Consider the following 22,402-nt stretch of genomic DNA (forward strand, 5'->3'; position numbering starts at 1 on the left):
GGTCGTTGGCGACCGGTCGAACTGGCGCGAAGGCGTTGACGCCCCTGCCCGCCCTCCATAGGAGCGGCGGAAGAAAGGCGGGACGGTTTCGTTGGGTAAGCGCAGGTGGATCATGGTGCTGGATCGCGGGGCGGTCCTGTTCATCGGCATTGCCGTGGGCGCGGTGCTGGGCCTGTCATTCCGCACCGGGGGAAAACCCTGGCAAGCGCTGCCCGGCTGGGATGCCCCCGGGCCTGTCGCGGAAATCCCGGCCACGTCCAACGACGCGCCAGCGGCGGCCACTCCGCCGGTCATGGCGCCCGGCTGTGGCGGCCTGTTTCCCAAGGGGCCGCGCGTGGCCGCAGCGCTGGCCGCACATCGGCCGCTGCACATCGGCGTGTTCGGCGATTCGTTCGGTGACGGGCTGTGGGCCGCCACCGACCAGGCGTTTCGCAAGTTCCCTGACGTCAAAGTCCACCAGTTCAGCCACGAAGGCACCGGCTTTACCCGCTATCGCACCCGCGACCTGCTGCAGGACGCCAAGGATCGGGTGGCCGCCCAGCCGATCGACGTGGCGCTGATCAGCATCGGCGCCAACGACACCCAGGGCCTGTTCGTGGGCGGCCATGCCGCGCTTTACATGAGCGCGGCCTGGCAGGAGACGATCGACGGGCGCGTGACCGCGCTGGTGCGCATGCTGCAACAACGCGGCGTCGCGGTGGGCTGGGTGGGCCTGCCGCGCATGCGCGATCCCGAATTCGACCGCGACATCCAGGCGATGAACGGCTTTTTCGCCAAGGTCACCTGCCGGCTGGGCGTGCCCTTTGCCAACGCCGTGCCGGTGAGCGAGGATCGCCAGCACCGCTTTGCCCTGCGGCTGACCGATCCGGCCACCGGGACCAGCTATCTGGCGCGCGCCAACGATGGCAAGCATATGACGTTCCATGGCTATGAAGTGATCAGCCGGCCGGTGGTGCAGCCGATCCTGGCCCTGCTGGCCCCGCCCGCGCCCAAGGCGGCCACCCCTTCGGCGCAGCCCAGCCTGGCGCCACCAGCAGACCATCCGGCAACGCCGCCGCGCCACAAGCGCCCCGCCAGCGATGCGCCCAAGCCCGATGATGGCGGCAAGCCCACAGACTTGCCCACACACTTGCCCACACACCGGCCCACAGGGTCTTCCACGGATTCATCCACAGCCCCCGCCAAGCCGGCGGCCAAGGTCGAAGCGAAATCCGATCCCAAGCCCGATGCCAAGCCGGACAGCAAACCGAGCACGGCACCCAGCAATGGCCCCGACAGCAAGCCTGCTGCCACCCCACCTCGAGGAACGCGCCGATGAGCCACCGCCTGTCCTTGTGCGCCGGGCTGGCCCTGTCTGCACTGTCGTGTTCGCCAGTTCTGGCCCAGAACGCGCCGGTCGATCTGACGCCGCCGCTGGCCGCCGCGCCCACCGCAGCTGTCATCACCGCCGCCGTACCGGGGCAGCTGGGCAATGCCGCCGCCATTGCCCCGTTCCTGGCGCGCCTGGCGCCCAATGCCCCAGCCAGCGCGACGGGCGCGGGCGTGCTTTCGATCGTGCAGATCGGTGACAGCCACACGGCCGGCGACATGGTCAGCCAGGGCCTGCGCGCCGCGTTGCAGGCGCGGCTGGGCAATGCCGGGCGCGGCATGATGCCCGCCGGCAAGCCCTATCAGGGCTATTTGTCGTGGGGCGCGACCGCGCGACAAAGCGCGGAATGGCAGGGCAACAGCCTGTTCGGGCCACAGCGCCATGCCGATGGCGCACTGCTGGGCTTTTCGGGCTTTACCCAGACCACCACGATGCCGGCCGCCACAATGACGCTGTCTGCCGACATGCCCGCCACGCGGTTTACCCGCTTTACCTTGTGCGGGTTGACCAGCCCCGATGCCGGCGCGGTGACGATCACGTTCGATGGCGTGCCGGCCGAACCGATCAGCTTTTCCGCGCACACGCCGGGTGCGGCCTGCTTCGTGCGCACATCGCCCACCCCGGTGACGCAGGCCATGGTCGCGACGCTCGATACCCGCACGGTCAGCCTCACCGCCTGGGAAACCCGCACCGGCACGCCCGGCGCGATCGTGGCCAACTTGGGCGTGGTGGGCGCGCGCGCCATGCATCTGGCGCGGGCAGACGATGCAGTGGCCGGGGCCGAACTGGCCGCAGCGCGCCCCGACCTGGTGATCCTGGCGTTTGGCACCAACGAAGGGTTCGATCCCGCGCTGGGCCTGGCCGAGACCGAAGCGGTGGTGCGCACCGCCGTGGCGCGGGTGCGCGCCATGGCCGGGGCCAATGTGCCGATCCTGCTGGTGGGACCGCCGGATGCGGCCAGCAATCGCCCGGCCGTGGCCCTGCCCGCCCTGCCCGAAACGCAGGTCTGCGGCGGTGGCTGGTCCGTGCCCGGCCACCTGGCGCAGATGCGCGCGCTGGAGCGGCGGCTGGCCACCACGCTGGGCCTGGCCTTCTGGGACTGGCAAGGGGCGATGGGTGGCCCCTGCACCACCATGGCCTGGGTAGCCCAGGGCCTGCAACGCGGCGACCATGTGCATTTTACCCGCGAAGGCGGGCGCCTGATCGGCGCGGGCCTGGCGGCAGACCTGTTTGCAGCGGCCGCCTCCCTGCCGCCTGCACGCCTGCCGCCGGTGCGTTGAGCCGCCGCCCGTGCTGTTTCCCACGCTGGCCTTCCATGTCTTTTTCCTGGCGGTCTTTGCCCTCAACCGCCTGATGGCGCGCACGCGGGATTGGCGCGTGATCATGCTGCTGCTCGCCTCGTGGCTGTTCTACGGCCTGTGGGACGCGCGCTTCGTTGCCCTGCTGATTGCCAGCTCGGCGTGGAACTGGCTGTTTGCGCGAATTATCGCGCGCGGCAACGCGCAGGGGTGGGGCCGGGCGCCGCGCCTCGTGGCGCTGTGGTTGGCGATCCTGGGCAATCTGGCGGTGCTGGGCTGGTTCAAGTATGCCGGATTCCTGGCCGATCTCGCCGGCGTGTCGCTGGCGCAGGCGATCATCCTGCCGGTTGGCATCTCGTTCTTCACGTTCCAGGGCCTGAGCTATGTGATCGACGTGTACAACGGCCGCACGCGGCCGGCGCGCCTGCTCGACCTGACGCTGCTGATGAGCTTTTTCCCGCACCTGGTGGCCGGCCCGATCGTGCGGCCCAGCCACCTGCTGCCGCAATTGCGCCATCCGCCCCGCCTGGGGCGGCAGGAAGCGGCGGCCTGCCTCATCCTGATCCTGTGGGGCACGGTGAAGAAGGCGGTGATCGCCAACGACATTTCGGTCCATCTGGTCGATCCGGTGTTTGCCGATCCGGTGGGCCATTCGGCGCTGGAGCTGGTGCTCGCTGCCTATGGCTATGCGGTTCAGATCTATTGTGATTTTTCTGCCTACACGGATATGGCGATCGGCCTGGCCGGCCTTCTGGGCTTTCGCTTTCCGCGCAATTTCGACCAGCCCTATCGCGCTGCATCCTTGCAGGATTTCTGGCGCCGCTGGCACATCAGCCTGTCGAGCTGGCTGCGCGACTATCTCTATATCGGCGCATTTGGCGGATCGCGCCAGGCGCTGTGGCGCACCTGCCTGGCCCTGTTCGGCACGATGGTTCTGGGCGGGCTGTGGCACGGGGCGAGTTGGAACTTCGTGATCTGGGGCGCGCTGCACGGTGGCGTGCTGGTGGCCGAACGGTTGTGGCAGCGCGCCCGCCCGGCCGGCTGGCCAATCCTGCCCGCTTGGGCTGGCACGGTGATCACCTTTCACATCGTGGCGCTGGGCTGGATTTTCTTCCGGTGCAGCGAGTTTTCCGGCGCGATCGCGTTCCTGCGCGGCATGGTGGCTGGCACGGGCGGCGGCGCGCCGCTTGCCACACCCTGGGTCTTGGCCCTGATGGCGTTGGGCATGGCCTGCCATTTCGGCCCGCGCCACGCGGTGCAGCGCGCCGCCCAGGCGCTGGCCGTGCTGCCCGGCTGGGCCGTGGGCCTGGTCGGCACCCTGGTGCTGCTGGTCGTCGAAGGCTTGCGCGGCGGCGGGATCGCGCCTTTCATCTATTTCCAGTTCTAGGGGTTGGCGCATGGATGACGGACTGCCCTGGGGCGAATCGCCCATCGATCTGGACCAAGAGGCCGATCCCGCGCTGCAGACTGGCTGGCGCTGGGCCTGGGGCGTGCTCGCCAGCAGCAGCCTGGCGCTGGTGCTGTGCAATTCCCACGCCCTGGCCAACTGGGCCAACCAGTTGCCGCCCAACGACCTGACCGCGCCGATCGTGATGGCCGCCGACACTTGGCACGACACGGCCGGGCGCTGGGGCCTCAACACCGTGGTCGATGGCGTGGAACGCTGGGCCGATGGCGCGCGTGGCGAGGCGCCGGCTGGCGCGCGCGACTGATCCGCCCTTCCCTTTTCGCCGCTACGCCATAGTCTGCAACCCATGGACCGCATGGATCGTGCCCGCCGCCGTTTTGCCATTGCTCTGGCCGCCATGGCCGGCTTCATCGATGCCGTGGGCTTTCTTTCGGCCGATGGCTATTTCGTCTCGTTCATGTCGGGCAACACCACGCGGCTGGGCGTAGCGCTGGGCACCGATGTGCCGCGCGCGGCGATGCCGGCGCTGTTGATCGGCGGCTTCGTCGCAGGCGTCACGCTCGGTGCCCTGGCTGCGCTCAAGGCCGGCACGCGGCGCAAGCTGGCAGTGCTGGCACTCGTCGCGCTCTGCCTGCTGGGAGCAGCGGGTGCGCGTGCGGTGGGCCTGCACGGGGCGATGCTGGCGGGCCTGGTGCTGGCCATGGGCGCGCTCAACAACACGTTCCTGCGCGATGGCGAAGTGGCCGTGGGATTGACCTATATGACCGGCGCCCTGGTCAAGCTGGGCCAGGGCCTGGCGCGCGAGATCGCCGGAACCCGCGCCGAATGGCGGCCCTGGGCACTGCTGTGGGCCGGATTGCTCGCCGGCGCCGTGGTGGGAGCGTTCCTGCAGGATCGCCTGCCATTGGGCTGCCTGTGGATCGGCGCAGCCTGGGCCATGATCATGGCAGCCGTGGCAGTCAGGCTTCCGGCGGAAGCCTGACCAGCTTTTCGCGCGAAGTTGCGCCGCGCAACAGTTCCACGCGCGACGCGGCCACGCCCAGCGCCTGGGCCACCAGATCGATCACCGCGGCGGTTGCCTTGCCATCCTCGGGTTTGGCCCGCACTTTGACCAGCACGCGCCCATCCTCGATGCCCAGGCTTTCGGCGCGAGCACCGGGGGTGACGCGCAGCGCCAGGCGCCCTTCCGCATCGGCCAGCGCGCGCAAAGCGGCCGGCGGCGGCAGTTCAATCCGCGGCCGCGCCATGGCAAGCCTGCGCCACGGCAGCGGCATGGGCCTGGCCGTTTTCGACATAGTGCGCCACGCCGCGCTGCATGTCGGCCAGGGCGGCATCGTTCAATTCGCGCATGAAGGCGGCGGGGCGGCCGCTCCACAACTGGCGCGCAGGAAGGCGCTTGCCCGGCGTGAGCATGGCGCCGGCGGCCAGCATGCCATCGCTTTCGATCACCGCGCCGTCCATGACGATGGCGCCCAGCCCCACGAAAGCCCGATCGTGCAGGATGCAGCCGTGAACCATGGCCAGGTGGCCGATCAGGACATCCTCCCCGATCAGGGTAGGAAAGCCTTCGGGCCGGCCGGGCTTCGGGCTGTCGCAATGGATCACCGAGCCATCCTGCACATTGCTGCGCGCGCCGATGACCACGCGGTTGACGTCGGCCCGGATCACGCAATTGTACCAGATCGACGCGCCTTCATCGATGGTGACATCGCCGATGATGCGGCAACCGGGCGCAATGAACGCCGTGGGGTGGATCTGCGGCGTCTTGCCATGCAGCGGCAGGATCGTGACGTCGGGGCGAAAGGTCATGGCGCGTTCAGGCTCCCAGCAGGCGCGCCGCATGGGCGGCGTGATAGGTCAGCACGCCCGAACAGCCCGCGCGCTTGAACGCCAGCAGGGTTTCCAGCACGAGCGCGTCGCGCTCGCCCGCGCCGGCGGCCACCGCTGCCTCGATCATCGCGTATTCGCCGCTGACCTGATAGGCGAAGACCGGCACGCCGAAGGCTTCCTTCACCCGCACCGCAATGTCCAGGTAGGGCAGCCCAGGCTTGACCATGACGCTGTCGGCGCCCTCGGCCAGGTCCAACTCCACTTCGCGCAGTGCTTCCTCGGCATTGCCAGGGTCCATCTGGTAGGTCTTCTTGTCGCCCTTGAGCAGCCCGCGCGACCCCACCGCATCGCGGAACGGGCCATAGAAGGCCGAGGCATACTTGGCTGCGTAGGACATGATCTGCACGTTCACGTGGCCGTGGCTTTCCAGCGCATCACGGATCGCGCCGATGCGCCCGTCCATCATGTCGGACGGGGCGATGATATCGGCCCCGGCCGCGGCCTGGTTGAGGCTCTGCCCCACCAGCACCTCCACCGTGGCATCGTTCTCCACATAGCCGGCGGCGTTGACCAGCCCGTCCTGGCCATGGCTGGTATAGGGATCGAGCGCCACGTCGGTGAGAATGCCGATAGTATCGCCACAGGCATCGCGGATCGCGCGGATCGCGCGGCACATCAGGTTGTCGGGGTTGAGCGCTTCGGCGCCATCGTCGCTGCGCCGCTCGGCCTGAGTATTGGGAAACAGCGCCAGGCAGGGAATGCCAAGGTCCACCGCTTCCCTGGCACGCGCCACGATGCCATCGACCGACCAGCGCGACACGCCCGGCAACGAGGCGATCGGCGCTTCCACGCCGCTGCCCTCGGTGACGAACAGCGGCCAGATCAGGTCAGCCGGGGTGATCAGCACTTCGCGGTGCAGGGCGCGGCTCCAGGCGGTGGCACGGGTGCGGCGCAGGCGGGCTTGGGGATAGCTGGCGATCATGCCACCCTAGCTAGGCCCAAGGACCCGAGCGAGCAACGGGGCAGTTTGTCCGATCGCGCGGCGTCGCGGCGGTGCACCAGCGACGGGCCTTATGGGGGAAACACCCGATGTGGCCGGAAGGCTGCAACCGGGCGCAGGCACCCGCCACATGAACGCAACATGATTGACACATCGCCCCCAAGCGGCCACGGGGGGCGCCTTCGTTCAGCCGACTTGTCGGGGGAGGGGCCAATTCGGGCCCGGGGCCCTGGCCAGTGGCGAGACGTGGGGAAGCCCGCACGCGCTTTTCGATTTGGGTTTTTATCGCGCGTGTGACCAGGCGACCTTGCGCCCGTGTGATGCCTTGGAATGTCCAGAAGTGCTTTTGGCAAAATAGCTTGTGTTCTTTCCGCAGCCGCGTTCCTGGCTGCGCTGCAGTTTTCCGCGCCTGCGGTTGCGGCCAACCCGGCCGATCTTCAAACCGCCGCGATGCAACCCGCAGTCGTCCTGCCCGCCTTGCCCGGTGCAGACCAGTCGGCCCAGACCGACTCGCCCTTGGTTGACAACCAAGCCACCTTGCAGCCCACTGCCGACCCGCGACAGGTCGAATGCATGGCCAAGGTCATCGTCCACGAAGCCGGCAACCAACCCCGCCGCGGCCGCGCCGCCGTGGCCCAGGTGATCCGCGCGCGTACGCGCGATGCCCGTTTCGCCACAGAGCCCTGCGCCGTGGTGCGCCAGCCCGGCCAGTTCTTCAACGTCGACGCCTACAACCCGCCGCGCGACACCGACCAGTGGCGCGAAGCCGTGGCTATCGCCACGCAAGTCCTTAACGGCCAAGCCGAGGATCCGGTTCCCGGCGCCCTCTTCTTTCATGCCGCCAGCAGCCCGATGAAGGGCCGCACCAAAGTGGGCCGCATCGAAGGGCACGTGTTTTACCGCTGAGATCCAGCGCAGCAAAAAACCAAAGAGGGCGCGGCCTATAATGGCCGCGCCCTTTTTTGTGCCTTGCAGGGAGGCGGGCTGTCCTGCCTGCTGGGCCCGGTAACGTGGCCGCCTCTTGGGGTGCCACGCTGTGGAGGCTAAATGCCGCTCGTGCGACTCTGCAGCATTGGCGGGGTAACAAACCACCGGCACAAAAAAAGGGGGCCAGCCTTGCGGCTGACCCCCGATTTTTCGGCAGTGGACCGGATCAGAAGTTCGCGGTCACGCGGGCAAAGAAGCTGCGGCCCAGGATATCGTAGATAACCGGGAACGTGCTGCCTGCCACCGAGGTGGCGCCGCTGGTGTCACCGACGATCGGCGGCGTCTTGTTGAAGACGTTGAGCACGCCGAGCGTGAAGGTGAACTTGTCGGTGGCGCGGATGTTCACCGTTTCATCGAAGTAGTTCACCACCGGGATACGGCTGGTCAGGATGTCGGTCGAGGCGTCTTCGGTGCTCGCACCGATCAGGCGCCAGCGGGTGGTGAAGTCCACCTTCTGGAAGCCGAAGCCGAGGGTCGCAACATGCTTCCACTTGGGCGTCGGATTGTCGCAGTCAGCCCCGAACTTGCCAGCGCATTCCGTCAGGACACCGTTGATCTCGTTGTTGTTCTTGATCTGGTAGGTGCCGTTGAAGGTGAAGCTGTAGTGGAAGCCAGCACGCGGGCCGTGCGCGTAGGCAAAGCCAACGTCGATGCCACGCGCCACGATCGAACCGATGTTGGCGTAGGTCGAGGGAACACCATAGGTGATGTTGCCGCTGAGCGAACCGTCAAGCGGGTTGCGCTTGATGCTCGAGCAGGCTGCCGACGAAGCGTTGCGATCGGTATCGAAGCACTGCGAGATGATCTGCGAGATCGTCGCGGTGTAGATCGCGTCCTTGATCTTGATGTTGTAGTAGTCGACCGTCAGCGAAAGGCCACGGACCGGTTCGACCACGGCACCAACGGTGAAGGTGTTCGACTTTTCAGCCTTCAGATCGGGGTTGCCGCCGAAGAACGCGTTGACCTGGCCGGCGATGGGCTGCGGAATGCTGCCGATCTGGCTCTGCTTGGCGCCCTGCGCGACGCAGATCGCTGCGGTGGTGGCGTCAACGTTGGCGCCAGCGCAGGGATCGGTGCCGAGGCTGCCGGTGCCCGGCGTGATCGGCAGGTACAGTTCATAGAGGTTCGGCGCGCGCACGGAGTGCTGGAAGTTCGCGCGGAACTTCAGACCCTGCACCGGAGCCCAGTCACCGCCGAACTTGTACGACGACACGCGACCCGAGGTCGAGTAGTCGGAGATACGGTAGCCGGCTTCGACGTCGAGAGCCTGGAACAGGGGCTTTTCCTGCACCAGCGGCATCTTGAATTCGACGTAGGCTTCCTTGACGTTGTAGCTCTTGTTGCGAATGTCGAAACCCTGACCGTAATAGATCAGGTCGCCCGAAGCATAGGCATCGTCAACGTCGGTATCGGCCGTTTCACGACGATAGTCGGCACCGATCGAGAACGCGGCCGGCTTGTTGGCCAGCGGGCTGGTCAGGAAGCCGAGGTCACCCGAAATGCTGGCTTCGGCTACGAACTGGCTGGTCTTGTTGTCCTGGGTCGCGTTGCGCAGGACATACGACAGCGCGTTCTGCGGCAGCGTGCCGACGGTGAACACGTTGAGCGGCAAGCAGCCATTGGCCCGCGCGCTGGCGCTGCGGCAGATGGCGTTGCCGTTGGCATCGGCGATGACGTCCAGTGCTTCGGTCAGCGCGGTATAGGAAAGGTCGTTGCGCAGGATCTGGTGCTTGTGCACTTCGGCGTACTGGACCGAAGCATCCCACTTCAGGCTGCTGCCCAGATCGCCGCGCAGGCCGGCCAGGACCTGCCAGGTGTCGCTGCGGTGTTCCTCGATGCGGCCACCGGTTTCGGTGATGCGGCGGCGGATACCCACGGTGGAGGTGCCGTCCGAATTGATCACCAGATCCGGGTTTGCGGCCGTGTTGAAGAACGCATCGCGTTCTGCCGCAGTCAGCAGCGGGTTGGTGGGATCGATGTTGAACGAGAAACCAGCCGTGGCGGTGGGTGCCAGGGTGGTGATCACCTTGGTGTGCTGATACGAACCCCAGCCATAGAGTTCAACGCCATCGGTGATGTTGTAGTTGAACAGCGCGGTGCCGCCCCAGCGCTGGAAGGGCAGCTGGGCATAGTTCACCGGGTTGTAGTTGTAGCCCACGACGTTCGACGTGAGCGTGCCGTTAGCCGTGATCTGCTGACGACCAGCGCCGGGAATGTCGAACGCGGTCGGGGTGGTGTTGGACGAGCCGCAGAACGACACGTTGTCGTCCGAGCAAAGCACGCTGTTGCTGAACGAGCGCGCGCCATACTTGACGCCGTCGCGCTGCGAATAGTTGCCCGCGATCACGATGTGGCCGCGATCGCCCAGGTTGAAGCCAGCAGCGATGCTGCCGTCGTAGAACGCGCCGTCGCCATGGCCGGTGATCTGCGACCCGCCATCGACCTTGAAGCCGGTGAACTTGTCATCGAGCACGAAGTTGACGACGCCGGCGATGGCGTCCGAACCGTAGACCGCCGAAGCGCCGCCGGTGAGGACCTGGACGTCCTTGAGCAGGATGGTCGGGATCTGGTTGACGTCGACCGAACCGGTCGTGTCATAGAGCGGCAGGCGCTTGCCATTGAGCAGGACGAGCGTGCGCTGCGAACCCAGGCCGCGCAGGTCGAGCGTGGCCGAACCGTCACCCGGGTTGTTGCTGGCGCCGGTGCTGCCGCCCGCGAACTGCGGGTTGACCGACAGGATCTGTTCGACCGTAACGGTGTTGACCGACTTGATCGATTCCGAGCTGATCACCGAAACGGGGCTCGACGCGGTAAGGTCGGGGCGCTCGATGCGCGTACCAGTCACGATGATCGGGGTGGAGTCGTCGGCGGTAGCTGCATCGGCGGGAGCGGCGGCGTCCTGCGCGAATGCCGGTGCGGCCAAGGAGGCGATGGCAAGCGCGAAGCCTGCTGCACCGGCGCGATAGGCGGTGGTCTTGTGCTTGGTCACTGTTCAGTCCCTTCTGGTGGCAGCCGACCAGGTGGGCTGCCAGGAGCGACAATCCCGGCTTTCCAAAGCATGCCCGGCATAAGCGCAGGGCGATGCAGCGTTCCACGAAAGCCGGGATCGATGCTGCCTTGTGCGAGATTTTTCGTCGCAATTGAAAGCAGGTTCTGAGTGCAGGATTCAAAACGTTTCATCTATGTTGCAACGAAGCAACATAGGTACCAACCTAGGGGAAACTGCGCGAAATTTATGCAAATCAAAGCGGCCTGAAAGCCACATTTCGTTTCAACTGTGTCGGAATCTTGCCCCTTTGCGACGTGCCGTGAACGACAGCACCCGCGCCGCGCGAACCGATCGGCACAACCCCCGCGCCGCAGGCACGAAAAAAGGGCCGGGTCAAAAGACCCGGCCCCCTGATTGCCGAACGGCTGCTCGGCAGCCCGGCGCCGCAGCGCCCGGCCGCTTGCCCGCTGCCGTCAGAAGTTGGCGGACACGCGCGCGAAGAACGTGCGGCCCATCACGTCATAGACGGTCGCGAACGTGCTGCCCGCCACCGAGGTGGCACCGCTGGTGTCGCCCACGATCGGCGGCTTGGTGTTGAACACGTTCAACATGCCGAGCGAGAAGGTGTACTTGTCGTTGACACGGATATTCGCGGTTTCGTCGAAGTAGTTGTAGGCCGGGATGTGGCTCTTTTCGATGTCGGTGTATTCGTCTTCCTTCACCGCACCGATCAGGCGCCAGCGCGTGGTGAGATCCAGGTTCTTCCAACCAATGTTGAGCGAGGCAACGTGCTTCCACTTGGGCGTGGGGGTATCGCACTGCGCGCCGAACTTGCCCGCGCATTCATAGGTTTCGCCGTCGATCACCGAGTAGTTCTTGATGACGTAGGTGCCCGCGAAGTTGAACCCGTAGTGGAACGCCGACTGGCGACCGCGGCGGAAGTTCAGCCCGAAATCGAGGCCACGTGTGCGGATGACCGCCACGTTGTCATACAGCGTTTCCACGCCCACCGAGGTATCGCCGCTGAGCGAACCGTCGATCGAGCTGCGGTGGATCATCTGGCAATAGGCGTTGTTGACGTCGCCCGAAGCGAAGCACTTGCTCACCACCGTGGTGGCCGAGGTGTAGGTGATCGCGTTGGCGATCTTGATGTCGTAATAGTCCAGCGTCAGCGACAGGCCCGGCACGCGGCGCGGTTCGACAACCATGCCGACCGTGATCGTGTTGGACTTTTCCGGCTTCAGATCCACGTTGCCGCCGTAATAAGCGTTGACCTGGCCCGCGGTGGGCTGGGGAATGCTGCCCTTGTTCAGTTCGCTTTGCGTGGCGCCTTGCGCGATGCACAGCGTCTGGATCGAGGCGGCAACGTTGGCCCCCGCGCAGGGATCGGTCTGCAGGTTGCCGGTGCCCGACGTGGTCGGCAGGTAGAGTTCGTAGAGGTTGGGCGCGCGCACCGAGCGCTGGAAGTTGGCGCGGAAGCGCAGGCCTTCGACCGGCGCATAGTCGCCGCCGAACTTGTAGGCCGAAACGCCACCGGCGATCGAATAGTCGGCATAGCGGTAGCCGGCTTCGATATCGAGTGCCTGGATGCCGGGCTTGTCCTGCACCAGCGGCATCTTGAACTCGGCGTAGGCTTCCTTGACGTTGTAGCTCTTGTTCGGGATGTTGAAGCCCTGGCCGTAATAGATCAGGTCACCCGAGGCATAGTTGTCGCTCACCCGCGTATCGGCGGTTTCACGGCGATAGGTTGCCCCCACGGCGAGCGCGGCCGGCGCAACGGCGAACGGGCTCTGCAGGAACTTCAAGTCGCCCGACAGGTTGCCTTCGGCCACGAACTGCGTGGTGCGGTCGTCCTGCGTGGCGTTTTCCAGCACATAGGACAGCGCATCGCTGGTGATGCCATTGACCGAGAACACGTCGATCGGCACGCAGCCGGCGGCCCGGGCCGAGGCGCTGCGGCACTGCACGCCGCCATTGCCGTCGGACACGGCGTCGATCGCGTTGGTCAGCTTGGTGTAGGACAGATCGTTTTCAAGCAGGGTGTGCTTGTGCACCTGGGCATACTGCACCGAGGTGTCGAACTTGAACCCGGTGTCGAAGAAATCGCCGCGCAGGCCCATCAGCGCCTGCCAGGTGGTGGTGGTGTGCTGTTCCACGCGCCCTTCGGTTTCGGTGATGCGGCGGCGGATGCCGATGGTGGAGCTGCCATCGGAATTGATCTGGAGATCGGGGTTGGCGGTCGTGTCGAAGAACGCGGTGCGTTCCGCGTCGGACAGGTAGGGGTTGTCGGAATAGATGTTGAACGAATAGCCCGCCGTGGCCGTGGGGGCCAGCGTCTGCACCGTCTTGATGTGCTGATACGAACCCCAGCCGTAGAGTTCGACATGATCGCTCACGTCATAGTTCCACAGCGCCATGCCGCCCCAGCGCTCGAACGGGGTCTGCGCATAGTTGACCGGGTTGTAGTTGTAGCCAGCGACATCGCTGGTCAGGCCGCCCGAGGCCGTCACCTGCTGGCGCGAAGCGCCGGGGATGTCGAACGCGGTCGGCGAGGTGTTCGACGAGCCGCAGGTTTCCGACAGGTCGTCGGAGCAGAGCGTCTTGTTGCTGAAGCTGCGCGCGGAATACTTCACGCCTTCGCGCTTGGAATAGTTGGCCGACAGCACCAGGTGGCCGCGATCGCCGATGTTGAAGCCGCCCACCAGGCTGGCGTCGTACTGCGCGCCATCGCCATAACCGGTGACCTGGGCGCCGCCATCGAATTTGAGGCCGGTGAACTTGTCGTCCAGCACGAAGTTGACCACGCCCGAAATGGCGTCGGACCCATAGACCGCCGAAGCGCCGCCGGTGAGCACCTGGACGTTCTTGATCAGCGCGGTGGGGATCTGGTTGACGTCGACCGAACCCGTGGCGTCATAGACCGGCAGGCGCTTGCCGTTGACCAGCACCAGCGTGCGCTTGGAGCCGAGGCCACGCAGGTCGAGCGTGGCCGAGCCATCGCCGGGGTTGTTGCTGGCGCCGTTGAGGCCGGCGGCAAACTGCGGGTTCACGGCCAGGATCTGTTCGACCGTGACGGTGTTGACGGTCTTGAGCGTGTCGGCGCTGATCACCGAAACCGGGCTGGAGGCGGCCAAGTCGGTACGGTCGATGCGCGAACCGGTCACGACGATCTCGCTGCCGGCGTCGGCAGCAGGCGTATCGGCAGCCGGAGTGGCGGGAACGGCGGCAGGCGCGGCGGCGTCCTGCGCCATGGCCGGGTTGGCCAGCGAAGCCAGCGCCAGGGCCAGGCCTGCTGCACCAGCGTAATAGATGGACGGGGTGGTCTTGCTCACGGTCTATGTCCCTTCTGGGGGCCGATGCCACATGGGCAGCGGCCGAAAGCGACAATCCCGACACTCCGATGCCATGGCCCGCGACAGGCAAACCACAGCAAAGTTCCACGAGTGCCGGGATCGATGGACCGGTTTCTTGTGAGATTTGGGCCGCCATGAAAGCGCATTGTGCAGAGCCAAAATAATTGACTACCACTGTGTGACAAAGCGACAACAGTATCTGCAAACCCATGAAATTTATTAGTTTAATGTCGAAATATTACGTGCATATCTGCAACAGTCATTTTCCAATGAAACCATCGACGATTTCAGGTGAGACGATTGGGCACGCCTGTATCAGCGCCGTCGCAACTGCTGGCAGCCCGTCAGGCGAGGAATAGCAGCGGATCGAGCCGGCGCAGCAGGCTGCCTGCCTGCCAAGCCAGGGCCCAGTGCAGGTGAGGGCCGGTGGCCCGTCCCGTCATGCCGACGGTGCCGATCGGCTGGCCCTGCGCAACCTCGTCGCCTTCGCGCACCAAGTGCGTGCTGCAATGCAGAAATGCGCTGCCCAGGCCCATGCCATGGTCAAGCATCAAGAGCCGCCCTTCCAGGCTGAATGGCACCTGGGCCGCCAGCACGACGATACCATCGGCCGGGGCCACGAATGGCGTTCCGGCTGGCGAGGCCATGTCCAGCCCGCCGTGATAGGCGCCAGGCTGTCCGCGATAGACGCGCTGCGATCCAAAGCGTCCGGAAAAGCGGCCCGGCGCAGGACGCACCATGGCCTGTCGCCAGCCCTGGGCGGAGGTGCGCCGCGCCCGCGCGGCATCGATCTGTGCGCGTTCCTGCGTGCGGCGGGCCAGGAATTCGGCATCGGGCACGCCTGGCGGCCGCAAGGGCGCATCGACGCGCTCGATCTGCCAGGCGCGCGGCGTGATGGCAAAGGGGACCGTGGTGCGCCGGCCGCCGGCGTCAATCAGCGTCACCATGGCCTGGGCCGGAGCGTCGCGGTCAAATCCAACGAAGAATTGGCGATCTTCGGCCAGCGGCAAAGGCGTGCCATCCAGTTCGACCGCCACCACGCCGGCCGGGGCCTGCCCGCGCAGCCAGCCCCCTTGGGACAGGCGTGCTGGCCAGCGCGGCCCCTGGGCATCGGCTTGTTGGGCCAGCCCCGCGCGCGGCAGGGCCAGCACGCCCAACCCGCCGGCCATGATCGCGCGGCGGGTCAGCCCCGGCATCTCAGCCCGCCTGCCCCAGCAATCGCCGCGTGGCTATTTCGGGGGTGGCATAGGCTTCCTGCAGGTCTGCGCTCCAATAGCGCAGCGCGTCGAGCGGGATCGGCACGCCGCTGACCGCGCAGATCACGTGGTCACCGGCCGAAAGCTGGCGAAAGGTTCCGGGCAGATAGTGCAGGCGGGCGAGGCGGCCAGTGGGAGACATCAACATGGCCGCCGTTTTACGCGCTGCCACCGGCCTTGGCAAATCACAGCAGCTTGGGCTGGACGCTTTCCGCCGTGCTGCGCGGGCGGCTGGCAGAGCGCGCAGCGGCCGTGGGCGGCGCCGGCGCATCGCCGGTGGTCACATCGAGCGTGCCATCGGCGAACTTGAGCGTCAGGGCGGCGCGCGCCGCCGCCGTCGCCCGATCCTTGACCACATGGCCATCGCGATCGGTCACCAGCACATAGCCGCGCTGCAACGGCGCCTCGGGATCGAGCGAGCGGCGCAGGCGATCAAGCGCCTCGACCCGGCCGCGCGCATGTTCGATCCGCTGCAACAGCGCTTCGGGCCGCAGGCGCTGCGCCATCAATCGTTCGCGCTCGCGGTCCAGCCGCTGGGTGAGCAAAGCCGGACGCAGCGCGCCGCCGTGGCGCGCGAGCACGCCGGCAGCGATTTCGGTGCGGTGGACCAGAGCGCGACGCAGGCGATCCGACAGGTCGTCCAGCCGCTGGCTTTGCGGGCTGAGCAGCGCCTGCGGGCTGGGCAGGCGCTGGCTGCGCACCTCCAGCCGCTCGCGCGCATGGGCTAACAGGCGAGCCAGCGCACGGCCGCGCCGCGCCTGCAGTTCATGGACTTGCGCGGCCAGTTCGGCGCGCACGGGCACGACCAGCTCCGCCGCCGCCGTGGGGGTGGGGGCGCGCAAGTCCGCGGCGAAATCGGCCAGGGTGGTATCGGTTTCATGGCCCACGGCGCTGATCACGGGAATCGTGCTGGCGGCAATCGCGCGCACGACCTCTTCCTCGTTGAAGCTCCACAAGTCTTCGATCGAACCACCGCCGCGCGCCACGATCACCACATCGGGGCGCGGCACCGGGCCGCCCGGCGCCAGATCGGAAAAACCGCGCACGGCGGCGGCCACCTGCGCCGCCGCGCCCTGGCCCTGGACCAGCACAGGCCAGACCACGACATGGCTGGGGAAGCGATCGGACAGGCGGTGAAGAATGTCGCGGATCACCGCGCCGGTGGGCGAGGTGACCACCCCGATCACGCGCGGCAGGAACGGCAGCGCGCGCTTGCGCTGGGGCGAAAACAGCCCCTCGGCCTCAAGCCGGGCCTTGGTCTTGGCCAGCAGGGCGAGCAGCGCGCCTTCGCCGGCAATCTCCATGCGATCGACCACGATCTGGTAGTTCGAGCGACCGGGATAGGTCGTCAGCTTGCCGGTGGCGATCACTTCCACGCCGTCTTCGGGCACAAAGCCCAGGCGCTGGGCATTGCCGCGCCACATCACGCCATCGAGCCGCGCACCTTCATCCTTGAGCGACATATAGAGGTGGCCCGAAGCCGCGCGCTTCACGCCCGAAAGCTCCCCCCGCACGCGCACAAAGCCGAAGCGGTCTTCCACCGTGCGCTTGAGCTGGGCAGAAATCTCGGAAATCGACAGGGCCGGGGCGTTGTCGCCGGCGCGTTCGCTCGCTAGGAGCCCGTCCTTGCGAAAGTCATCGTCGTCAGAAGGCGCGGAAGGGAAGGGCATGCATATCCTGTTGTTGGGTTCGGGCGGGCGCGAACATGCCCTGGCCTGGAAACTGGCCCAATCCCCGCTGTGCAGCAAGCTCTATGCGGCACCCGGCAATCCCGGCATCGCGCAGGACGCGCAACTCGTGGCGCTCGACGCCACCGATCATGCCGCCGTCATCGCCTTTTGCGCCGAGCAACGCATCGGCCTGGTGGTGATCGGGCCGGAAGCGCCGCTGGTCGATGGCCTGGCCGATTCGCTGCGCGGCGAGGGTATTCCGGTGTTCGGGCCGAGCAAGGCCGCCGCGCAGCTCGAAGGGTCCAAGGGCTTTACCAAGGATCTCTGCGCCAAGGCCAACATTCCCACCGCCGGCTATGTCCGCGCCACCAGTGCCGCTGCCGCGCATGCCGCGCTCGACCAGTTCGGCGCGCCCGTGGTGATCAAGGCCGATGGCCTGGCCGCCGGCAAGGGCGTGGTCGTGGCGATGACCATGGATGAAGCCCGCGCCGCGGTGGACGACATGTTCGACGGGCAGTTTGGCGAAGCCGGGGCCGAAGTGGTGATCGAGGAATTCCTCGAAGGCGAGGAAGCCAGCTTCTTTGCCCTGACCGACGGCGCCACCGTGCTGCCGCTCGCCTCGGCCCAGGATCACAAGCGCGTGGGCGATGGCGATACCGGCCCCAACACTGGCGGCATGGGCGCCTATAGCCCGGCCCGCGTGCTGACCCCGGCGCTGGAAGCCCAGGCCATGGCGCAGATCATCGTGCCGACCGTCAAAGCCATGCAGGATGCCGGCACGCCTTATTCGGGCGTGCTCTATGCCGGGCTGATGCTGACCGCCAAGGGCCCGCAGCTGATCGAATATAATGCGCGCTTCGGCGATCCGGAATGCCAGGTGCTGATGCTGCGGCTGGAAACCGACCTGGTGGAACTGCTGCTGGCCTGCGCGGAAAACCGCCTGTCCAGCGTGGAGCCGCCGCGCTTCAGCAGCGATCCCGCGCTGACCGTGGTAATGGCGGCGCAGGGCTATCCCGGCACGCCGAAAAAAGGCGGGCATATCGGCGGCATCGCGGCGGCCGAAGCGAGCGGCGCCAAGGTGTTCCACGCCGGCACCGCGCAGGGCGCCGATGGCCAGCTCGTGTCCAGCGGCGGCCGCGTGCTCAACGTGACGGCGCGCGGCAAGACCGTGCGCGCCGCGCGCGATGCCGCCTATGCCGCGGTCGATGCGCTCGATTTTGCCGATGGCTTCTGCCGCCGCGACATCGGCTGGCGCGAAATCGCCCGCGAGGGGTAAGTTCAGCCCACAACCCGCCAGATGGCGATATTGCTGGGCTTGCTTCCCGGCGGCACGGGCACGGGCACCGGCTGCAACCACGCCGGGGGCTTGCCGGCCAGGAGCCGCGCGGCCAGGCCATCGGGCGCATAGTCGCGGTAGATGCGCAGTTCGGGCGCCACCGTGCAGGCCACCACCAGCGTGGCGTGGCGCTTGTGCACGTAGGCCAGCGCCTGATCGGGCGGGGCCATGAACGCGTGCATCACATCGCCGATGGCGACGGCGGCGCGGTGATGGCCGGTGGCGACCACGCGCTGGTGCGTGCGCTGCAGGATATTGGGGCCGATATCGACTGCTGCAAAGATATCGGTGACCGGCATGGCGTTGAGCGGGGCCAGGCCGGTGGTGAAATCGCACCCGCTCAAGGTGCCCAGGCTCTTGGCGCGTTCCTGGCTGCGATGGCCCATCGCGGCCAAGGCCGCCGTGGGCACGGCCACCAGCACGACCGGCAGCACGGTGACCAGGATCACCAGGTTGTAGCCCATGCGGCGCCAATTGCTGGCCTGCGCCACGGCGCGCTGGCGCCATTGCGAAACCTGCCAGGCCGCCGGCACGATGGCCAGCGCCACGGCGGTGATCATCGCGCGGCTGACCAGCAGGCCCACCGCCGTGGCCCCCAGCAGGATCAGCGCATGTTCGGCCCAGCGCAATTGCTCGGCCCGCGTTTCTGCGCGCCGGAGCAGGCACCAGGACGACCACAGCCCCACCGGCACCACGCCGATCAGGGCAAACAGGCTTTGCAGCGAATTTTCCCACACCGGGCGCCCTTCGCGCACGTTGTCGAGCCAATGCGTCTTGACGAAGGGGTCCATGCCGCCAAACGCGCCGGTCACGCATTGCGGGGCCGCGCCGGCGATCATCGCGGCGGCGCCACCGGCCGCCACGGCCAGTACGGCCAGCGCCAACAGCGGCGAACGCGGCTGCCAGCGGGCCAGGCCCGCGCACCACAGCCCGGCCCAGCCCAACGCGGCCAGGTGCATGGGCGAAACCGCATCGCAATGCTGCGCCAGATCGGCCAGCCCCCGGCAGGCCAGGAACAGCGCGGCGGTGCCGAGCGCCAGCGAGAGCGCGGCATGGCCCAGGCGCTGCCAGGCGGCAGTCTGCGGGGCAGACACGATCGCGCGCAGCGCCATGGCGCCGATGAACAGCCCGGCCAGCGGCAGCCCTTCCAAAGAAATCGTCAGGCCGGCGGCCAGCGAAAGGCCGATGGCCCAGCCGCCCCGGCGCGGATCGCGCGCGTGCAACCCGGCCATGGCGCCCAGCGCGGCCACGATCTGCCAGCCATGGTGATCGATGCGCAGCGGCTGCATCTGGTGCAGCATCGTGCCCGAAAGGCCCACCACCACCCCGGCCATCAGCGCGGCATGGCGCCCGAACAGACGGTTGGCAGTGTGCATGGTGAGCGCCAGGGTGCACAGCACGGTCAGCGCCGGCACGATCAGCAGCGCGGCCATTTCCGCGCCCGCCTGGCCGATCAGCGGGCGGAACAACACAATGACGGCAGCAAGCGGGATATCGACCAGGCGCGACCAGTGCATCAGCACGCCTTCGGGCGCCATGACGCGATATTGGTGCATGTCGAACCAGCCCTGGCCGGCCAGTAAATCGCGCACCTGGACCAGGCGCAGTACGTCATCGGGATCACCCATGCGCACGGCCAGGATATTGGGCACCTGCACCAGCATCTGCAGCGCCACGATCAGCGCCCAGAAGAGCAGGATCGAACGCCAGATCGGGGCCGGGCGGGCGGTTTCGGCCCCCAGCGGCATTGGTGCCCGCAGATCGACCTTCGGCGACGCGGCCAGCGTGGTCATGCGCGGAACACCACCTGCTTGCGCAGGACCCAGGTTGCGGCAAAGCTGAGGACGATGGCCAGGATCTTGGCCAGGCGCGGATCAAGGCCCAGGTGCGCCATGGCGCCGACCACCACGGTCGTGATCGCCAGGCCGACCAGCGCCGATCCCACGAACAGCGCCTGCTGGCGCACGCGGGCCGGCCCGGTCTGCGCCACGCTGTCGGCGAACACCGCCCGGCTCGACAGCAGCCAATGCGCCGCGATGCCCAGGGCATAGCCCAGCGCCGAAGCCGCCACAGCCGGCACGCCGAACGACAACAGCGCGAGAAAACTGCCCATGTCCACCGCCAGCGCCCCCACGCTGGCCAGGATATAGCGCACCAGGGTGAACTGGCTGACGCGCTGGAAAAGGGGCATGACCATTGCCATCATCACCATATCGCCTTTGGTCGAACGGGCAGTGTGCCCGGATACGTTACGCATCCGGGCAAAACCGGCAAGAATTCAGGCCGCGCGCCGATCGGCAGCCGGATCGATCCGGGCCGGAACCGCGCGCACCGATGCCAGGGCAGCGGCCTGGTCGGGCGTCACCGGGCGCGTCGCCGGCAACCCGCTTTCGTCGCCCTCGGCACCCGCCTCGTGATATTCGGCGTCTTCGTTGACGCACCAGGTGTCATAGACGCGGCGTTCGGCCACGATGTTTTCCACCGTCAGCATCGCCGTCATCATCGCGTGGTCCTGGTTGTTGTAGCGGTGCATGCCGTTGCGGCCCACCAGGTGCAGGCTGGGATAGGCCGCTTCCAGTTCGGTGCGCATGGCCGCGACGTTGGCGGCATAGGTATCGTCATAGACCGGGTAGGCCTTTTCCTGGCGCACCACCACGCCGCCGATCACCTGGTCGGGGCGCACCAGGCCCAGGATTTCCATCTCGCGCGTGGCCAGCGCCACCAGGTCATCGTCGCTCGATGCCCACAGGTCGTCGCCTTCGAAGCAGAAGTATTCCAGGCCCACGCAGGCCACGCTGTCGTCCGGCACCATTTCGGGCGACCACGAGCGGAAGTTCTGGATGCGGCCGACTTTCACCTTGCTGTCGTGGATGTAGATCCAGTTGTCGGGAAACAGGTCTTCCGACCGGATCTTGAGCGCCACGGTAAGGAAATCGCGGTACTTCAGGTCGTTGGCCTCGATCGTGGTCTGCGGCAGCGGGTGCATCCGCGCGGCCAGCTCGCGCATCGGGGCCGAGGAAATGGCGTGGCGCGCGCGGATCGTCGTCTCGCCGCCATCGGCGCGCGTCGCCGCCAGGCGCCAGCCGCCCTGGCCATCGGCCGCGAGCTGCTTCATCGCGTGGCCCATCAGGATGTGGCCGCCCTTGGCCAGAATCTTGTCGCGCGCGGCTTCCCACATCATGCCCGGCCCGAGGCGCGGATAGCGGAAGGTTTCCAGCAGCGTCTTGGTCGCCATGCCGTCGTTGGGCTTCTTGTTGAGGCCCAGACTGCGCTTGAACCCGTCGAGCACGGCGGCGCCGAGCGAAAGCCCCTTGATGCGCTGCGCGGCCCAGTCGGCGCTCATCTCGTTGCAGGGCATGCCCCAGACCTTCTCGGTATAGGTCTTGAAGAAGATCGAATAGAGTTTCTGCCCGAACTGGTTGGTCGTCCAGTCCTCGAAACTGCGCACGGTCTTCTTGGGGAAGGCCTTGGCCTTCACATAGCTGGCCATGCACAGCGTGGAGCGAATCACCCCCAGGTTGAACAGTGCCTCGAACGCCCGCAGCGGATAGGAATAGAACTTGCCCTCGTAATAGATGCGGCTCATCCGCGGGCGCTGGATGAAATCGTCGGGCAGGATCTCGTTCCACAGGTCCACCACGGCCTGCGACTTGGAAAAGAAGCGATGCCCGCCGATGTCGAAGCGATAGCCATCGTGTTCGACCGTGCGACTGATCCCGCCGACGTAACGCGTGTCCTTTTCGATGATCGCCACCGACAGGCCCTGCTTGGTGAGGAGATAGCCCGCCGTCAGGCCCGCAGGCCCAGCCCCGATGATCGCCACATCAACATCATATTGACGGCCATCCCCGGCAGCCGTGCTCAAACCGTTAACCATCCCATGCCCCCGTCCAAGCGGTTTCGCTG

19 protein-coding genes are annotated in these 22,402 nt (G+C 66.9%); 7 read left to right on the plus strand and 12 right to left on the minus strand.

The window, feature by feature from the left end:
* Window positions 1-91: 91 nt before the first annotated feature.
* From FHT19_RS14480 to FHT19_RS14500, 5 genes are read left to right on the plus strand one after another with little or no spacing between them, the layout of a single operon-like run.
* The gene (locus FHT19_RS14480) at window positions 92-1,318 is read left to right on the plus strand and encodes a GDSL-type esterase/lipase family protein (protein WP_169475676.1); all 1,227 of its coding nucleotides are present in this window, start codon (window positions 92-94) and stop codon (window positions 1,316-1,318) included.
* A complete protein-coding gene (locus FHT19_RS14485) occupies window positions 1,315-2,649 on the plus strand; it encodes a GDSL-type esterase/lipase family protein (protein WP_169475677.1) in 1,335 nt (444 codons plus the stop codon). The genes FHT19_RS14480 and FHT19_RS14485 overlap by 4 nt, the downstream gene beginning before the upstream one ends.
* A 10-nt stretch (window positions 2,650-2,659) precedes the next feature.
* Complete coding sequence (locus FHT19_RS14490) at window positions 2,660-4,054, plus strand: MBOAT family protein (protein WP_169475678.1); 1,395 nt, start codon at window positions 2,660-2,662, stop codon at window positions 4,052-4,054.
* A 10-nt stretch (window positions 4,055-4,064) separates the two neighbouring features.
* The gene (locus FHT19_RS14495; RefSeq protein WP_169475679.1) at window positions 4,065-4,379 is read left to right on the plus strand and encodes a hypothetical protein; all 315 of its coding nucleotides are present in this window, start codon (window positions 4,065-4,067) and stop codon (window positions 4,377-4,379) included.
* A 42-nt stretch (window positions 4,380-4,421) separates the two neighbouring features.
* Window positions 4,422-5,057: a YoaK family protein gene (locus tag FHT19_RS14500; RefSeq protein WP_169475680.1), complete on the plus strand. Its 636-nt coding sequence runs from the start codon at window positions 4,422-4,424 to the stop codon at window positions 5,055-5,057.
* Here FHT19_RS14500 and FHT19_RS14505 read toward each other — a convergent pair.
* The 3 genes from FHT19_RS14505 to hemB are packed head-to-tail and all read right to left on the minus strand — an operon-like array spanning window position 5,035 to window position 6,887.
* A complete protein-coding gene (locus FHT19_RS14505) occupies window positions 5,035-5,322 on the minus strand; it encodes a DUF167 domain-containing protein (protein ID WP_169475681.1) in 288 nt (95 codons plus the stop codon). The two genes, FHT19_RS14500 and FHT19_RS14505, sit on opposite strands and share 23 nt — an antisense overlap.
* Complete coding sequence (locus tag FHT19_RS14510) at window positions 5,303-5,884, minus strand: gamma carbonic anhydrase family protein (RefSeq protein ID WP_211184929.1); 582 nt, start codon at window positions 5,882-5,884, stop codon at window positions 5,303-5,305. The genes FHT19_RS14505 and FHT19_RS14510 overlap by 20 nt, the downstream gene beginning before the upstream one ends.
* A gap of 7 nt (window positions 5,885-5,891) precedes the next feature.
* Window positions 5,892-6,887, minus strand: coding sequence for a porphobilinogen synthase (gene hemB, locus FHT19_RS14515; protein ID WP_169475683.1), 996 nt, complete (start codon window positions 6,885-6,887; stop codon window positions 5,892-5,894).
* Between the two features lie 348 nt (window positions 6,888-7,235).
* Between hemB and FHT19_RS14520 the strand changes: the two genes are divergently transcribed.
* A complete protein-coding gene (locus tag FHT19_RS14520) occupies window positions 7,236-7,811 on the plus strand; it encodes a cell wall hydrolase (RefSeq protein WP_169475684.1) in 576 nt (191 codons plus the stop codon).
* 247 nt (window positions 7,812-8,058) lie between these two features.
* On the opposite strand, the gene FHT19_RS14525 is transcribed toward FHT19_RS14520, so the two are convergent.
* From FHT19_RS14525 to xseA, 6 genes are all read right to left on the minus strand, one after another.
* The gene (locus tag FHT19_RS14525) at window positions 8,059-10,881 is read right to left on the minus strand and encodes a TonB-dependent receptor (protein ID WP_169475685.1); all 2,823 of its coding nucleotides are present in this window, start codon (window positions 10,879-10,881) and stop codon (window positions 8,059-8,061) included.
* Window positions 10,878-11,072, minus strand: coding sequence for a hypothetical protein (locus FHT19_RS14530; protein WP_168555753.1), 195 nt, complete (start codon window positions 11,070-11,072; stop codon window positions 10,878-10,880). Before FHT19_RS14530 ends, FHT19_RS14525 begins: the two co-directional genes overlap by 4 nt.
* A 282-nt stretch (window positions 11,073-11,354) precedes the next feature.
* Window positions 11,355-14,213 (minus strand): TonB-dependent receptor, encoded by a 2,859-nt coding sequence (locus tag FHT19_RS14535; RefSeq protein ID WP_248290478.1) that lies wholly within the window; start codon window positions 14,211-14,213, stop codon window positions 11,355-11,357.
* Between the two features lie 365 nt (window positions 14,214-14,578).
* The gene (locus FHT19_RS14540; protein ID WP_248290479.1) at window positions 14,579-15,430 is read right to left on the minus strand and encodes a M23 family metallopeptidase; all 852 of its coding nucleotides are present in this window, start codon (window positions 15,428-15,430) and stop codon (window positions 14,579-14,581) included.
* 1 nt (window position 15,431) lies between these two features.
* Window positions 15,432-15,638: a DUF2093 domain-containing protein gene (locus FHT19_RS14545; RefSeq protein ID WP_169475686.1), complete on the minus strand. Its 207-nt coding sequence runs from the start codon at window positions 15,636-15,638 to the stop codon at window positions 15,432-15,434.
* A gap of 37 nt (window positions 15,639-15,675) precedes the next feature.
* A complete protein-coding gene (gene xseA, locus FHT19_RS14550) occupies window positions 15,676-17,160 on the minus strand; it encodes an exodeoxyribonuclease VII large subunit (protein WP_169475687.1) in 1,485 nt (494 codons plus the stop codon).
* Between xseA and purD the strand changes: the two genes are divergently transcribed.
* Window positions 17,159-18,436: a phosphoribosylamine--glycine ligase gene (gene purD, locus FHT19_RS14555; RefSeq protein WP_169475688.1), complete on the plus strand. Its 1,278-nt coding sequence runs from the start codon at window positions 17,159-17,161 to the stop codon at window positions 18,434-18,436. The two genes, xseA and purD, sit on opposite strands and share 2 nt — an antisense overlap.
* Before the next feature lie 2 nt (window positions 18,437-18,438).
* Here the strand turns inward: purD and FHT19_RS14560 are convergent, their stop codons facing one another.
* The 3 genes from FHT19_RS14560 to FHT19_RS14570 all read right to left on the minus strand — a co-directional run bounded on the left by FHT19_RS14560 (window position 18,439) and on the right by FHT19_RS14570 (window position 22,373).
* A complete protein-coding gene (locus FHT19_RS14560) occupies window positions 18,439-20,289 on the minus strand; it encodes a hypothetical protein (RefSeq protein WP_169475689.1) in 1,851 nt (616 codons plus the stop codon).
* Window positions 20,286-20,687 (minus strand): GtrA family protein, encoded by a 402-nt coding sequence (locus tag FHT19_RS14565; protein WP_348981793.1) that lies wholly within the window; start codon window positions 20,685-20,687, stop codon window positions 20,286-20,288. Before FHT19_RS14565 ends, FHT19_RS14560 begins: the two co-directional genes overlap by 4 nt.
* Before the next feature lie 87 nt (window positions 20,688-20,774).
* Window positions 20,775-22,373 (minus strand): NAD(P)/FAD-dependent oxidoreductase, encoded by a 1,599-nt coding sequence (locus FHT19_RS14570; protein ID WP_169475691.1) that lies wholly within the window; start codon window positions 22,371-22,373, stop codon window positions 20,775-20,777.
* Window positions 22,374-22,402: the final 29 nt, after the last annotated feature.

Source organism: Novosphingobium sp. SG919 (assembly GCF_012932495.1).
In the GTDB taxonomy this organism is placed as follows: domain Bacteria; phylum Pseudomonadota; class Alphaproteobacteria; order Sphingomonadales; family Sphingomonadaceae; genus Novosphingobium; species Novosphingobium rhizosphaerae.

What these genes read in the sequence shown, in the direction of transcription:
- FHT19_RS14485 (WP_169475677.1), top strand. Translation starts at nt 1,315, where the DNA reads ATGAGCCACCGCCTGTCCTTGTGCGCCGGGCTGGCCCTGTCTGCACTG.
- FHT19_RS14495 (WP_169475679.1), top strand. Translation starts at nt 4,065, where the DNA reads ATGGATGACGGACTGCCCTGGGGCGAATCGCCCATCGATCTGGACCAA.
- FHT19_RS14500 (WP_169475680.1), top strand. Translation starts at nt 4,422, where the DNA reads ATGGACCGCATGGATCGTGCCCGCCGCCGTTTTGCCATTGCTCTGGCC.
- FHT19_RS14505 (WP_169475681.1), bottom strand. Translation starts at nt 5,322, where the DNA reads ATGGCGCGGCCGCGGATTGAACTGCCGCCGCCGGCCGCTTTGCGCGCG.
- FHT19_RS14510 (WP_211184929.1), bottom strand. Translation starts at nt 5,884, where the DNA reads ATGACCTTTCGCCCCGACGTCACGATCCTGCCGCTGCATGGCAAGACG.
- hemB (WP_169475683.1), bottom strand. Translation starts at nt 6,887, where the DNA reads ATGATCGCCAGCTATCCCCAAGCCCGCCTGCGCCGCACCCGTGCCACC.
- FHT19_RS14520 (WP_169475684.1), top strand. Translation starts at nt 7,236, where the DNA reads ATGTCCAGAAGTGCTTTTGGCAAAATAGCTTGTGTTCTTTCCGCAGCC.
- FHT19_RS14530 (WP_168555753.1), bottom strand. Translation starts at nt 11,072, where the DNA reads ATGAAACGTTTTGAATCCTGCACTCAGAACCTGCTTTCAATTGCGACG.
- FHT19_RS14540 (WP_248290479.1), bottom strand. Translation starts at nt 15,430, where the DNA reads ATGCCGGGGCTGACCCGCCGCGCGATCATGGCCGGCGGGTTGGGCGTG.
- FHT19_RS14545 (WP_169475686.1), bottom strand. Translation starts at nt 15,638, where the DNA reads ATGTTGATGTCTCCCACTGGCCGCCTCGCCCGCCTGCACTATCTGCCC.
- purD (WP_169475688.1), top strand. Translation starts at nt 17,159, where the DNA reads ATGCATATCCTGTTGTTGGGTTCGGGCGGGCGCGAACATGCCCTGGCC.
- xseA (WP_169475687.1), bottom strand. Translation starts at nt 17,160, where the DNA reads ATGCCCTTCCCTTCCGCGCCTTCTGACGACGATGACTTTCGCAAGGAC.
- FHT19_RS14560 (WP_169475689.1), bottom strand. Translation starts at nt 20,289, where the DNA reads ATGACCACGCTGGCCGCGTCGCCGAAGGTCGATCTGCGGGCACCAATG.
- FHT19_RS14565 (WP_348981793.1), bottom strand. Translation starts at nt 20,687, where the DNA reads ATGCCCCTTTTCCAGCGCGTCAGCCAGTTCACCCTGGTGCGCTATATC.
- FHT19_RS14570 (WP_169475691.1), bottom strand. Translation starts at nt 22,373, where the DNA reads ATGGTTAACGGTTTGAGCACGGCTGCCGGGGATGGCCGTCAATATGAT.